We start from the raw sequence: 14099 nt of genomic DNA, 5'->3' as shown, positions 1-14099 counted from the left end.
ATTAACCCTAACCGCTGGTCAAATGGCACCAGAAACTGGGATGAAATCGGTGAGGTGGAGTTAAACCCAGAGAACAAAAAAGAAGCAGCTTAACAGCTTAGGCGACAACTACCTTGAAAAACGCCGAAATTAAAAAGCCCGAAACTTTATGGTTTTGGGCTTTTAGCATTACGTTAGTGGTATAGGTTAAGACTTATTACGCCTTATATTGCGGATAGTCGCTGTAGCCTTTGGCATCACCACCATATAAGGTGAGGCGTACGTCGGCGTCAAATTCGGCTAATGGCCAGTTGTGGTAGAAACGTTCAACCAAATCTGGGTTAGTGACATAAGGCGTGGCAAACGCGACTAAATCGGCATACTGCTTGGCAAGCAAGACTTGTGCTGTTTCTTTGGTTAACTTGCCTGTGATCATGATTGGGTTAGGGTATACCTCACGTACTTGCTGGCGAAACGATTCTGGCACCTCAAGGTAACGTGAGATGTTTTCAGAAAAGTGCACGTAGGCTAAGTCTAATTTCACCATGTTTGCCAATGCTGCTAGTGTTAACTCAACAATTTCAGGATCTTCTTCTGTAAAGCCTTCAATAACATGCGGTGATAGTCGCACGGCCACTTTATTGCCACCAATGGCATCAGCTACTGCGGTTAAGGTTTCTAATAAAAAGCGCATTCTATTTTGTTGACTGCCACCATATTGGTCTTGGCGCTGATTACTTTCTATGTGTAAAAAAGTGTCAAACAAGTAGCCGTGTGCAGCATGAATCTCGACACCATCAAATCCGGCTTCTATGGCATTTTTAGCGGCTTGCACAAAATCGTTAATGGTATTGTTGATATCTTCTTGTGTCATGGCTTTAGGTTGCTCGGTTTCGATCATCCCAAAACCACCTTCTGGCAATGGACCAAACACTTGGTCGGGGATTTTTATCGCCGAAGCTGCCACAGGTTGTTGGCCTGAAATGCTTGAATGACTGCGACGACCAACATGCCACAATTGAGCAAATATCTTCCCGTCTTTGGCGTGTACGGCTTGTGTGACCTGTTTCCAGCCCTCAATGTGTGCTGTGGTGTAAATGCCTGGGGTCATCGAGTAGCCACGGCCCACTGCAGAAATAGGTGTGCCTTCACTAATAATTAGCCCCGCACTGGCGCGTTGTTGATAATAATCAGCCATGATTTGGTTGGGTACATCACCTGGCTGTGAGCTGCGTGAACGTGTCATTGGTGCCATGACAATTCGGTTTTTTAGGGTGATATCGCCCAGTTGAATGGGTTGGAAAAGAGATGTTGTCATTTGTGAGCCCTCATAAAGAATTGACCACAGAGTAACAAATAACACTAATTTGATTTATAGCGCTAATCGAAAATAATCTTTGTAGAAAATGAAGGTAATAATAGCCTCACAACAAAGCGGGTTAGCTGTACTTTGAGTTACACCAGCACTTGACGAGTATTGGCGATGTAATGGTGAATTTGTGCCTCGGTTTTATGATCGATCATTTCTTCTGGGCGGCATTTTTCTGGGCAGGGCATTCTTGGTGTAGCGCCAAACAGGCGACAAATTAATGGGCGTTCTTCGTACACTTCACAGCCATTTGGCCCTAAATATACACAGTTCCAGTGTTTTAAGGCGGCTTCATGTTGTGCTGCAGTTTTTACAGGTAAACGAGCCATTTCTGCAGACGAGGTTGTGATCGGTCCGCAGCAATCATGACAACCCGGTTTGCAGTTAAATGATGGGATCCGCGCACGAAGTAAATCGACTATTTCAATATCATTAATCATGATTGGGCGTCCATGGCGAATTTGGTTAATTTTACCTCTTGATTATCACCATATACAAGAGTTTAAGGTGGCGGTTTTTGATGATAAATGTAGTTCAACCTGCAGTTTACTTAACCTCAGTTGTTAACTCTTACTCGTTTGAGGTTTATAGGCTTTGAAAACACTCGTCAGTCGATTGAGCTTTGCGATCATGTGAGTGTTGATATTACCAAGTTAGGCGAAAGGCTACATGAGTTAATAGCAACGTTTGAAGTGACAAACGATGAATATTCTGCACAGCGACGTAACATGATAAGAAAAGAGGACTAATACTAACCAGTATATGAGTGCGATCACTTATTTATCCTGGTTGGTATAAAATCACGTTCGTGGGGATTTTGGACAATAAAAAACCTTTTTATCTTAAGCCGATAAAAAGGTTTTTTATTTGTAGGGCAATAGGCTTATTTAGCTAATTTTACAAAGTAGTCAAAGATTTCTGGCACGTTACCGTTACCTAAACCTGCATCAAATGCGGCTTGTAGGTTAGCAGATGAACCTTCGGCAATTTTAGATTCTGTGCCTAGATCTTCTACCATTTTTAAGAAGTAACCTAAATCTTTATTCGCGTTAGCAATTGAGAAGCCTAGGTCGCTTACGCCATCTACCGCGTAGTTTTTACAAAACTTCATAAATGGTGAGTTAGATGGGCCGGCAGACATGATGTCGAAAAGTTGTTGACGGTCTACACCTGCCAGTTTAGCAACAGCAAATGCTTGCGACATGGCACATACAGTTGTCATACCCATAAAGTTATTAATTAACTTTGTAGTGTGGCCTGCACCTAGTTCACCAAGGTGGAATACGTTTTCGCCTTGGTCGTCTAGCACAGGTTTAACTTTATTAAATGTTTCAATGTCGCCTGCGGCCATAATGTTTAATAAACCATCTTTTGCGTGTGCTGGCGTACGGCCGAGTGGGGCGTCAATCATGCCTGCGCCTTTAGCGGCTAAATCTGCACCAATTTTGCGAGTAGATGATGGGATTGATGTACCAAAGTCAATCAATACTGAGCCAGCTTTAATGCCTGCTAGGATCCCGTCGTCGCCATATACTAGCTTTTCTACTACTGCTGATGTGGTTAAACATAACATAACAATGTCACTGGCTGCGGCGAGTTCTTTTGCAGAACTCACTGCATTTGCACCACGAGCTACGCAGGTTGCTACAGCTTCTTTATTAAGATCCATAACATTTAATTGGTAACCTCTTTTTTGAAGGTTCTCAACCATGTTGCCGCCCATTAGGCCTAGGCCGATGAAACCGATGACTGGTTTTGTCATATTTAACTCCTAAATATTTTAGTAAATGCGTGTCTGTAGACTAACTCTGCGCACCCAAGCGAGAAGGTATGCGATGCTTTAATGCTGAATTTGTTTAACGTAAAATGCCTAGTTAATTGGCAATCAACTTGTATTACAAAATGTTAGTAAATTATAACCAGATTGTCAACCAATTATAGTAATTGGACATACCAAAATTAATATTGGTAAGATTTTCTTTAAATCAATTAATGCTGAGTCACTCACCAACGCTAAATTTGCCTTGGGCCAGCTAATGTTTACCGCTATTACCATTAAAATAACTGAGGCATATTGGGTTCACCTCGTTGAGGCGATTTGCACTCAATATTGCCTAGCGTGTGGTATGAAACCGGGTTGCAATTAACTAGCGCTTCATTGGTAATTTTTTTGCTATTTTATTTAAGTTAAAACACTGATTTTGTAAGTATTATTTTAATAAAACTCATTGTGACTTTGCAGGTAGAGTTGGTTAAGTAAAAAGCCTATCGTTTGATAGGCTTTTTACTGTGAGTCGATTAGAACTTAGCGCGCACGCCTAGTGTGTATCGACGGTCTGCTTCACTGTATGCCCAAACAGAACCTAGCTCAGTAGTGTATTCAATTGGTTCACCTGTTAGGTTTACCGCATTGGCTACCACTGTGATGCTATCGTTGATGTCATAGCTTACAGAGAAATCAAACTGACCTCTGGCTTCACGATAGCTATTACCCACTGTTGGGTCGTAGTTATCAGCTGCTGGGTCGTTTTGGTTAAATACGTTGTAACCTAACGCACCTACAGTTTGAACACGTTTAGTGGTTTGTTCATCTAAGTAACGATCACGCCAGTTGTAAGCGAGACGTAATTGTAGGTCTTCGCCTTCCCAGTAAAATTGCGTGTTAGCGGTATGCTTAGAAATGTTTAACAATGGGTTACCGTCTGGTTGCTCACTGTCGGCGTAGGTATAGTTAGCATTAACACCAAGGCCTGACCAAATGCCTGGTAAAAAGTCAAACTGCTGCTGATATCCAAGCTCTAAACCTCTTACTTCACCACTGCCACCGTTGACGTCGGTATCGATAACAATACCAGTACGGCCTGCTGCTTTTTCTGCATCAACATAGGCTAAGCCTTGATCTTCTGTCGCGTTAACAATATCGCCTTGGCTTTGGCCTGCTGTGTCAAGTAAACAGATGTTGTTCCATTGCGTGGTGTTTTGGCCAGTAATGGTGCTTGAGTCTGCTAAACAGCTGCTGTCGCTTTGGGTAAACGATTGCACGTCTTTGTAGAATATGGCTGCAGAGACAATTCCGCCGCCATCAAAGTAGTGTTCAACTGAGAAGTCATATTGAGTGACGCGGTATGGGTCAAGTTGGTAAGAACCTTGAGTACCGGTAACTAACGAGTTATCAATTGAGAGTGCAGGGCTTAACTCATCAAAGTCGGCACGACGCATAACTTTTGCTGCTGCAAATCGTAATAATGTTTCTTCTGATAAAGTGTAAGTTACGTTTAAGCTTGGTAAAAAGTCTGAGTAGTCATTTTTACCTGTAGTGAGAATTCTATTGCCATTTGTGTCAATTGAATCAACGATGCTTGATTCTAATTCGGTTTGAATATAACGACCACCGACCACGGCTGTGATATCTTCAAAGTCTAAATGGAATTGAGCGTAAATGGCGTTAGTTTTTTCGTTAATGGCTTTGTATGCGCCAGTATCTTCAACCATGTTGTCTGCTAGAGAGCCATCCATTGCATAGGTGGTTCCGGCTAACATTTGTTGTACTAATGCGTATGTGGCTTCAGCATCTTGTAGTTTTTCAGCATCATATACGTTGTATGTGAGCAAATCGTTTTGGCCAGCAATGCCTGTTTGGTCAAAAGAGTTATCCATGTTGATGGTTTTAAAACTGTCGGCAATAATGGCGTTATCAATCCAGGTTGGGCTGTATAAACCATCTGAATTTTTAGCATTTTTGTATGCATCTTTTAATGTGTTGCCGTTTGGTTTTAGGTCAAAACGGTTGGCGGTATAGTCTCGGTCTGTAAAGCGAACACCCGCTTTAACTGCTGTGACAAAGTCTACGCCAATATCATTGATTTTAAAGTCAAAGCGTAATGCTTGTTCTTCGTTGTCTGTGTCTAACGTTTTGTGGAAAAACTCACGGAATACTAAATTGTCTGGGTTAGTTAGCATGCCAGTATCAGCAAATACGTAAGATGGAATACCACTTCCGCTAGTTGAACTGCCTGTACTGGTGTGTGTAACAAGGCTTAATGTTGGTTCTGTGCGCTCGATAGGGCGTAAGTTAAATTCTGATGCAACTTGACGCTCTTCTGATTTTGAAATTGAATACTCACCCGATAATTCAATATTGCCGGTGACATTCCATTCTGCACCAATGGCGTGTGATGATGTTTCGTTAGTGGTAAAGTCACTCCATGTTTTTGGAATGGTTAACACACCGGTTAAATCGTAATTATGAAGTTGACCGTTACTGTCGTAGTACGAATCGCTTCTTGGAACCACGGTTCCACCAACGTCAAGGATTGAGTAGGCAGCTTGTCCACCATCGAGCTCAGTTGCGTTCATGTCTACGTAGATATTTAAATCTTCGCTGGTAGGAGCCCATTGTAAAGATAAACCGTAAGCAGTACGTTCACGTTCTTCTGTTTTTTGCTCAACTGTGCTTTCTGTGCGGCGAAGGTATTTGCCGTTAGGTCCGCCTGATACATCTACGGTGCCGTCTCCGTCTATATCTATATCGTCTTGTAAATCGACTTTATTGAAGTATTCGTCGCGACGAAGTTCGCGGTCTTGATAAGACATATTAACAGCAGCACCAAAGGTGCCAGAGTCACCTAGGTCCCAATTTTTACCCATTGCTGCAGTAAAGTTTGGCGCGACGTTTTCTGTTTTGTCTGCGTATTCACCATCAAGAGTGAATGCAAAAAGAGGGTCTGATAGTTCTAAAGGACGAACCGTTTGCATATTAACAGTACCGCCAAGAGCACCTTCAATCATTTCAGGTGTTGGCGACTTAACGACTTCAACGGTTTTTAAGAAGCTTGATGGAAAATCATCTAAGCTGATACCGCCGCGGCCTGGGCCTGCAGTTGAGCGGCCATTAAGTAAGATAAGGTTTTCTGATACGCCGCGAATGGTAACTGATTCACCTACACCAAAATCTGACTCGATAGAAACACCCGTGATACGTTGAAGTGCTTCTGCAATGTTGTTGTCAGGTAATTTACCGATGTCTTCTGCAACGATGGCATCGACGATACGAGCATCAGTACGTTTTAACAAGTTAGCGGCTTTTAAACTACCAAAAATACCGCGTACAGCAATCACTTCAATTTCGCTTGTGTCTACTTCTTCTGCTGCAACCTGTTCTGCATCAGCGGCTAACGCTGTTGGCATGCTTAACAATGCTGTTAGTGTTGCGCCAAATATTGTTATGTTATTGGCTTTATTTTTTGAGCTACTAAACATAGCGCTTATTTTATTGAGCTTCATAATTCCCCCCAAAGAACCTGTTAGCTGGTATTACCATCTGGTATACCAATTGTTGTTGTAATAATCAACATAAACATTTATATAACACGTTACCAATAATTGCAATCTGCTTTACCAAGATAATAATATTGTCATACCAAGGTCTGAGCCGCCTATATTTTGATTGTTTCTTCAGTGTTAATAGGCAATAAGGCTTGGTTTGTATGATGTAAATTAACTAATTCCTAGTATAGAAAAAACAGAATCTTATATACGAGTCACTGATTTTTACGGTTTCGATGTGCATCACAAAGTTATAACAATTCAACATTCTTGGTAAGGTGTGATTTAAAGCTTGGTAATACCAGTTTGTTGATGGTTCGCATTGTCAACGATTTTAGCACTTATTCACTTAAGGTATTTTGAGGTGTTTGTTTTGATTTTTGTCTGCCATTGGTGAGTTCTGTTGATGGTGAACCAGGTGTTGCTTTAAGCCATCATCACTTATGCCTTGTCTTTGCCCAATGCCTTAATCCCCAAGAGCGAACACCTGGATTCCTGCTCAAAAGCATTGCAGGAATGACGGAGCAGGTGGCGTTGCTTTTGATTTATGCCGTCATCACTTATGCATTTTCTTCGAATTATGCCGTCATCCCCAAGTGCTTGTATTGGGGATCCAGGTGTTGCCTTATGCCGTCATCCTCAAATGCTTGTATTGGGGATCCAGCTGTTGATTGGGTATATGTGTGCTTTTGTTTAACAGCCAAGAGCGAACACCTGGATTCCTGGTCAAAAGCATTGCAGGAATGACGGAATTAAGGGCATTGCAGGAATGACAGCGCGGGTTGGCTCATGCCGTCATCACTTATGCATTTTCTTCGACTTATGCCGTCATCCTCAAGTGCTTGTATTGGGGATCCAGGTGTTGCATTATGCCGTCATCACTTATGCATTTTCTTCGCCCTATGCCGTCATCCCCAAGTGCTTGTATTGGGGATCCAGAAGTTGCTTTGGTTTGTGGGCTTTTGTTTAACAGCCAAGAGCGAACACCTGGATTCCTGCTCAAAAGCATTGCAGGAATGACAGCGCGGGTGAGGCGCTTTTGCATTATACCGTCATCACTTATGCATTTTCTTCGCCTTATGCCGTCATCCTCAAATGCTTGTATTGGGGATCCAGGTGTTGATTTGGTATATGTGTGCTTGAGGTATTGTTGTGTGCTGTTTAATTAATAAAAAGGCCTTTAATGTGGTATGTATACGCCACAAGAAAGGCCTTAATCATTATTCGGTTACATTAATGCTTTGCGGTAACGCACTTGCAACAGGTAGGGTTAAGCTTCGCTTTCTGCCTTGCTTGCAAGATATTCATCGAAAGTCCCCTGGAAATTAACCAGCTTTTTATTAGTTACATCAATGATCCGTGTTGCTAGTGATGATACAAATTCGCGGTCGTGGCTAACAAATATCAGCGTGCCTTCAAATAATTTCAAGGCTTGGTTTAACGCTTCAATGGCTTCCATGTCCATGTGGTTTGTTGGCTCGTCCATTACCAGTACGTTAATATCCATCATCATTAACTTACCAAATAAGAGACGGTTTTTTTCTCCACCTGAGCAGTTACGTACTTTTTTGTTGGCGTCGTCTTCGGTAAATAATAAACGCCCAAGCATGCCTCGTACCATTAAGTCATTGTGCTTTGGTGTGCGCCATAACGACATCCAGTCAAATAAGGTCATGTCATTGTCAAAATCTGCTGTGCTGTCTTGCGGGCAATAGCCAATAGATGCGTTTTCTGACCATTTAATGCGGCCGTGATTATGCTCTATTTCATTAACTAAACAGCGTAGTAATGTGGTTTTACCCACGCCGTTTTCACCTATGATAGCCAGTTTTGAACCTGCTTCTAAAATAAGATCGCCGTGTTCAAACAATACTTCATCAAATCCATGGCCTAGGTCTTCTAAAACAAGCGCTTGGCGATGTAATTTTTTTGATTCGGTAAAACGAATCGATGGCGTGATACGACTAGACGATTTAACGTCATCCAGTTTAATTTTATCCATCTTTTTAGCACGTGAACTGGCTTGTTTAGCTTTAGATGCGTTAGCACCAAAACGGTTAACAAAGTCTTGAAGTTCTTCAATTTCAGCGCTTTTTTTGGCGTTGCCTGCTAATAATTGTTCACGTAATAGGCTTGATTGCGCCAAGAAATACTCGTAGTTACCAGGGTAAATACGCAATTCGCCGTAGTCGATGTCAGCCATGTGGGTACATACTGAATTTAAAAAATGTCTGTCGTGCGAAATGATGATCATGGTGCACTTGCGTTTGTTTAGCTCGGTCGCTAACCAACTAATAGTATGAATGTCTAAGTTGTTGGTTGGTTCGTCGAGTAACAAGATGTCAGGATTTGCAAACAAGGCCTGAGCCAACAGTACACGTAATTTCCAACCGGGGGCGACTTGCTGCATTAAGCCAAAATGGAACGACTCTTCGATACCTGCTTCAAGTAAAATTTCACCAGCACGGCTTTCTGCTGTGTAACCGTCCATTTCAGCAAACTGGCTTTCAAGATCGCCTACACGCATGCCATCTTCGTCTGTCATTTCGGCTTTGCTGTAGATGTAATCACGCTCTTGTTTGACTTTCCAAAGCTCAACATCACCCATGATCACGGCATCAACTACTGTGTACTTTTCAAAGGCGAATTGGTCCTGGCTTAATGTACCCACTTTTAACCCTGGCGTAATAGAAACGTTGCCTGAGGTTGGTGCTAATGCACCGCTGAGGATTTTCATAAATGTGGACTTACCACACCCATTGGCACCAATTAAGCCGTAACGATTGCCATGGCCAAATTGTGCCGAAATGTTTTCAAACAAAGGCTCAGGGCCAAACTGCATAGTAATATTAGCGGTAGAAATCAAAATAAGTTTCCATAGAGTGGTACTGCATTGTTATCAACAAGCGGCTAGGGTGTAGCGTTGTGAAAATAAGACTGACAGGACGTTAGTTAAAAGTGCGCGAATTATACAGATAAGTAGTCAATTGTCGATTTATTATCTATTTGGACTACATCAGAAGGTGTTTATTTTATTCTATAGTTAAGTTGATTGATAAAACGAATTGTATAGCACCGCGGTGATGATGCTTTTATCTTTAACTTGTTGATATTACGTCAATCTATTTCATGTAATATGCAGTTAGCTTTTTTATGTTATGGTTTCTTACTGGCCCAAACATAAAAATATAGCCGTTACTGATGCCCATCGTGCGGTGATGTTATCAAGGTACAACTTAGTGTTGACACACAAGAATTGTTTAACATTAAGCTTTTAAAATATGAATATTTTTCAACATGTTAAATGTATTTTGTGCTTTTGCTCACAAGAATTTGCATTTGTTTAGTATTTTCTTATTTAATGACGAAATTTTTAACCTAAGTTACTATAATCAAAGCTAAATAAATATTTGTTGGTGATTTGTTGTGTAATTGTTTTTATATTGGGTGTTATTTTGCTACTTTGCATGTTAAGTGGTTGTGTCAAATAGTTAACGAGCGTGATTAGCGGTCGATGTTGGAATGAGTGGATGCTAACGAAAAAATCTATACGTTTTGTCAATGTCAGTCTTTTTTTACTGAGTCTGTTGTGCTTTATAACTTCTGTTATTGCTGCAGAGGGCTCTTTGGCTGTTGGTGGCTCCTCAATAATTGAACGTGTTACAGAAAGTCCTTCCCCTGTATTAACGCCGCAAGAATTACAATGGTTAGCAGACAATCAACCCATTAGAGTTGGGGTTGATGGTTTTTTTCCGCCCTATAGTTTTGTTGATGACCGTGGACAAATGGTGGGCTTGGCCGTTGATACACTTAATTTGATGGGTAAAAAATTGGGGGTCTCCTTTGTTATTGATGAAGAACACCGCTGGCCCAATATCGTTAACAATTTAAATGATGCCAATATAGATGCCATATTAACCATGGTTAATACCCCACAACGTGCAGAACAATATCATTTTACTACGCCAATTATTTATAAATCACTGGTGGTTATTACCCAAAAAAGTCTGTTTTCTGTGCATAACCGTGGTGATCTAGCAGATAAAACCGTTGCGTTAGTGCGGGACTATCATTATTCAGAAAAGATTGTTACCGAATTTCCAAGTGTAACACCGTATTATGTCGATACCATGCGAGAATCGTTAGAGGCAGTGCAAGCAGGGCAAGCCGATGCCGCTATCAGTTTTTTGGCGGCGGCAAATTATTTACAGTTTAAATATTCATTGGCAGACTTAAAAGTGGCTGCATTTTATGAAAAAAACAGCGCAAATGAGTCTATTGCCGTGAGGCAAGATTTGCCAATATTATTGAGTATTATGCAAAAAGGTATCGATTCGATAACCCTTGAAGAACGCAAAGCCATTAATGAGGCGTGGGGCGCCAATATTGAACTGCCAAAAGATTATCAGGAGTTAATTGAGTTTGCCTCTATCGCTGGTATTTTGATTTTATTGCTTGTGATATGGATTGTGCAAACAAGGCGTCATAATCGCGCTTTATTAGTGGCTAATAAGCAAACTGCTAATGCAAATCATGAACTAAAACGTATACAGGATAATTTACAAGATATTGTTTTAGAAAGAACTTTGCAACTCACAAACAGCGAAAATCGATATCGCGGTTTGGTTGAATCGCTAGAAGATGAATATATATTTTATCAACACGATACAGAAGGCTTTGTGTACTATGTTAGCCCTTCGGTGACTCATATCCTTGGGCATACCATTAGCGGTTTTGGTGATTATTATTATAAGTTTTTAACTGATAATCCTAAAAATGCACAAATTTCTGGATACATACAACGTATTTTGGCCGGTGAGCATTTACCACCATTTGAGATGGAAATGTTCGATATTCATGGCAAGGTTCATATTTTTGATGTGCTGGAGCGCCCAATGTACGACGCCGATGGAAAATGCATTGGCTGTGAGGGTATTGCCCATGATGTAACATCGCAAAAACAACAACAAGATAAGCTTTATCAATTATCGCATTTTGACGAGTTAACCGGTTTGGCGAATCGTTATTATTTTAAATTGCTGTTGGATCAAGAAATTGCCCGCTGTAAGCAAAATCAACAACCATTGGCGCTTTTATTTTTGGACTTAACCCGATTTAAAGTCATTAACGACAATTTTGGCCACAGTGCGGGTGATTATATTCTTAAACAAGCTGCAACACGGATCACAAGTAGTTTAAAAGGGCAGTACACAGTGTCGCGCTTTGGTGGCGACAAATTTTGTATCTCTTTGATTAACACGACTGCAGAAAAAGCCAATTTAATCGCGGTCGAGTTGGTAAATAATTTTAAGCATCACTTTGAATTTTTAGAGCAAACCATAGTGTTGGGTTGTCGTGTTGGGATCAGTGTTTACCCAGAAGACGGCCTAGATGCCGAAGCTATTTTGAGCCAGGCAGATTCTGCGTTATTTGAAGCTAAAAAAACACCATTTTGCGTCGCTTTTTGTAATAAAGAACAAGCAATATTTAATAAAAAACGCCTTGAGATTGAACAAAGTTTACGCTTGGCCTTGGCGGCGTCGACGCTGCAAAATCCTCAATTATTTATGGTTTACCAACCTTTAATTGAACTACCAGATTGCCAGTTAGCGGGGTTTGAAGCGCTAGTGCGTTGGCAACACCCCGATTTAGGTGTTATCCCACCAGATGAGTTTATTCCGATCGCAGAAGATACAGGGTTAATATTTGAGCTCAGCCGTTGGGTATTGAGTAATGTATGCCAACAATTAGTAATATGGCACAAGCAAGGGTTTGATTTTTCGCGTGTATCGGTGAATTTATCTGGCTTAGATTTAATGAATATTATGTTAGCTGAAGAGTTGTTGGCAATAATAGCTGAGCATGGTGCACAACCAAGTTGGTTTAAGTTTGAAATCACCGAAACGGCACTGATGGCCATACCGAGTCAATCTATCGACATTTTACAAAAATTAAGACTTGCCGATGTGCATGTGGCAATTGATGATTTTGGCACTGGCTATTCATCGCTTGCATATCTTAAATCGTTACCGGCCACAAATCTTAAAATTGATCGTTCTTTTATCAGTAACTTAGTTGATTCAGCAGAAGATCAAGCCGTTGTTAAAGCGGTGATCAGCATGGCTCATTCACTTGGTAAGTTGGTCACAGCTGAAGGGGTTGAGTTGCAAGAACAAGTGGATTTTTTAATTGAGCATGACTGCGATATCGCTCAAGGTTATTACTTTTCTCGGCCAATAACTGCAAGCGAAGTGTATAAACGCTTTATTTACGACACCGAATTTGCATTAAATTAACTAACCCAATCACTGTTTCTCTTTAATTAGATTCGTAATCACCGGGAATTAATTGATTAACGTCAGTTAATTTTCGGCCATTCAAAGGGGATGTATCAAACAGAATACCTTTTTTAGTCGCTGTGACTGGTCTTTTGTTGATACTATGATGCCTAGTGCCAAACTGGCCACAAAGACAATATCGGAAATACCATGGTAGAAGAGCAACAAAACAATCCATTACATGGACTTAAGCTTGAGACATTAATAACAGAGCTGGTTGAATGTTATGATTGGAAAATTTTATACGCTGCATTGAAACTTGAGTGCTTTAACCTCAATCCGTCGATTGAAGGCTGCCTTAAGTTTTTAAAAAAGACTGAATGGGCACGTGAAAAAGTCGAAAATTTTTATCTGTATCGTTATAAGCGTATGCCAAAAGCGGTAGGCGAGCAGTTTGAGCTTAAACCTCGTGAGCGTGGTTTTGCTGCTGGTATAGTACCTCGTAAACCCATGGAATTGACCTTTGAGTCTATTGCAAGAATGCATGCTCAAACGGCCGAAAATTTTGAAGCAAACCGTAACGCGAGAGGCCCAAAAAATAAGGGTAAACCACAGGTTAGTCGTAACAGTAGTGGTTATGAAAAACGCGTCACCGACGGTAAATCATCTAACAAAGTACCATCAGCAGACCCAAGTAATCCTTGGGGTAAATAATACCAATTATATTAAAAAGCCCTGAATCTTCAGGGCTTTTTACACTTATTTTTCATCATTAAGCGCTGTTGTAGACCTTATCCCATTAGTTTGCAATTGAAAGATCAGATTCTGCCGCTGCTAGCATTGCAAACTCCTCATCTGCACTTTTACTTACCAGTCTTTTAGCACTGTATCCAAAGTAATAGGCTGCACCAATTGCAAATAAGCCCATTATTTGGTGAAAATCCTTCACATACTCTTAAGCGTAATCAAAATGAGCTAAAGTAATAATTGCAATCGTATTGATTTAAATGACAGAGTAAAACACACCAAATAAACCCGCTCAAATCTAGCGCTTAACTTGATAACGAGCGAGTAGCCCCGTCACCTGTGGCGGGGAAAGCGAGTTCAGTGAGGTCTGTTTTGTTGTTCTATGTATTGGCGCAAAACCT

Annotated in this window: 9 protein-coding genes; 3 read left to right on the top strand and 6 right to left on the bottom strand. The window is 40.9% G+C overall.

Annotation, left to right across the window (positions count from 1 at the left end; translation table 11 throughout):
* Nucleotides 1-196: 196 nt before the first annotated feature.
* From IEW93_RS20790 to IEW93_RS20775, 4 genes are all read right to left on the bottom strand, one after another.
* Nucleotides 197-1297: an alkene reductase gene (locus IEW93_RS20790; RefSeq protein WP_188741130.1), complete on the bottom strand. Its 1101-nt coding sequence runs from the start codon at nt 1295-1297 to the stop codon at nt 197-199.
* Nucleotides 1298-1434: 137 nt separating this feature from the next.
* On the bottom strand, nt 1435-1788 hold the full coding sequence (locus IEW93_RS20785; RefSeq protein WP_188741129.1) for a YkgJ family cysteine cluster protein: 354 nt from the start codon (nt 1786-1788) through the stop codon (nt 1435-1437).
* A 443-nt stretch (nt 1789-2231) separates the two neighbouring features.
* Nucleotides 2232-3110: an NAD(P)-dependent oxidoreductase gene (locus tag IEW93_RS20780; protein WP_188741128.1), complete on the bottom strand. Its 879-nt coding sequence runs from the start codon at nt 3108-3110 to the stop codon at nt 2232-2234.
* A 536-nt stretch (nt 3111-3646) separates the two neighbouring features.
* Entirely contained in the window at nt 3647-6631 is a 2985-nt protein-coding gene (locus tag IEW93_RS20775; protein WP_188741127.1) for a TonB-dependent receptor, read from the bottom strand.
* An 811-nt stretch (nt 6632-7442) separates the two neighbouring features.
* Between IEW93_RS20775 and IEW93_RS20770 the strand changes: the two genes are divergently transcribed.
* A complete protein-coding gene (locus IEW93_RS20770) occupies nt 7443-7643 on the top strand; it encodes a hypothetical protein (protein ID WP_188741126.1) in 201 nt (66 codons plus the stop codon).
* Nucleotides 7644-7943: 300 nt separating this feature from the next.
* On the opposite strand, the gene IEW93_RS20765 is transcribed toward IEW93_RS20770, so the two are convergent.
* Nucleotides 7944-9539, bottom strand: coding sequence for an ABC-F family ATPase (locus IEW93_RS20765; protein ID WP_188741125.1), 1596 nt, complete (start codon nt 9537-9539; stop codon nt 7944-7946).
* 664 nt (nt 9540-10203) lie between these two features.
* Here IEW93_RS20765 and IEW93_RS20760 point away from each other — a divergent pair.
* The gene (locus tag IEW93_RS20760) at nt 10204-12969 is read left to right on the top strand and encodes an EAL domain-containing protein (RefSeq protein WP_188741124.1); all 2766 of its coding nucleotides are present in this window, start codon (nt 10204-10206) and stop codon (nt 12967-12969) included.
* A gap of 192 nt (nt 12970-13161) precedes the next feature.
* Nucleotides 13162-13665: a VF530 family protein gene (locus IEW93_RS20755; protein ID WP_188741123.1), complete on the top strand. Its 504-nt coding sequence runs from the start codon at nt 13162-13164 to the stop codon at nt 13663-13665.
* Between the two features lie 85 nt (nt 13666-13750).
* On the opposite strand, the gene IEW93_RS22280 is transcribed toward IEW93_RS20755, so the two are convergent.
* Nucleotides 13751-13879, bottom strand: a complete 129-nt coding sequence (locus tag IEW93_RS22280) for a hypothetical protein (protein WP_263283546.1) — start codon at nt 13877-13879, stop codon at nt 13751-13753.
* Between the last annotated feature and the right edge of the window lie 220 nt (nt 13880-14099).

Origin of the sequence: Shewanella inventionis (assembly GCF_014641855.1) — a bacterium.
Lineage (GTDB): Bacteria > Pseudomonadota > Gammaproteobacteria > Enterobacterales > Shewanellaceae > Shewanella > Shewanella inventionis.
The sequence above is the reverse complement of the archived record's forward strand: the minus strand, read 5'-3'. Positions and strand labels throughout refer to the sequence as shown.

Excerpts from the sequence above, each read along its gene's own strand:
- IEW93_RS20790 (WP_188741130.1), bottom strand. The coding sequence starts at position 1,297 with ATGACAACATCTCTTTTCCAACCCATTCAACTGGGCGATATCACCCTA.
- IEW93_RS20785 (WP_188741129.1), bottom strand. The coding sequence starts at position 1,788 with ATGATTAATGATATTGAAATAGTCGATTTACTTCGTGCGCGGATCCCA.
- IEW93_RS20760 (WP_188741124.1), top strand. The coding sequence starts at position 10,204 with ATGCTAACGAAAAAATCTATACGTTTTGTCAATGTCAGTCTTTTTTTA.
- IEW93_RS20775 (WP_188741127.1), bottom strand. The coding sequence starts at position 6,631 with ATGAAGCTCAATAAAATAAGCGCTATGTTTAGTAGCTCAAAAAATAAA.
- IEW93_RS20780 (WP_188741128.1), bottom strand. The coding sequence starts at position 3,110 with ATGACAAAACCAGTCATCGGTTTCATCGGCCTAGGCCTAATGGGCGGC.
- IEW93_RS20755 (WP_188741123.1), top strand. The coding sequence starts at position 13,162 with ATGGTAGAAGAGCAACAAAACAATCCATTACATGGACTTAAGCTTGAG.
- IEW93_RS20770 (WP_188741126.1), top strand. The coding sequence starts at position 7,443 with ATGACAGCGCGGGTTGGCTCATGCCGTCATCACTTATGCATTTTCTTC.
- IEW93_RS22280 (WP_263283546.1), bottom strand. The coding sequence starts at position 13,879 with ATGGGCTTATTTGCAATTGGTGCAGCCTATTACTTTGGATACAGTGCT.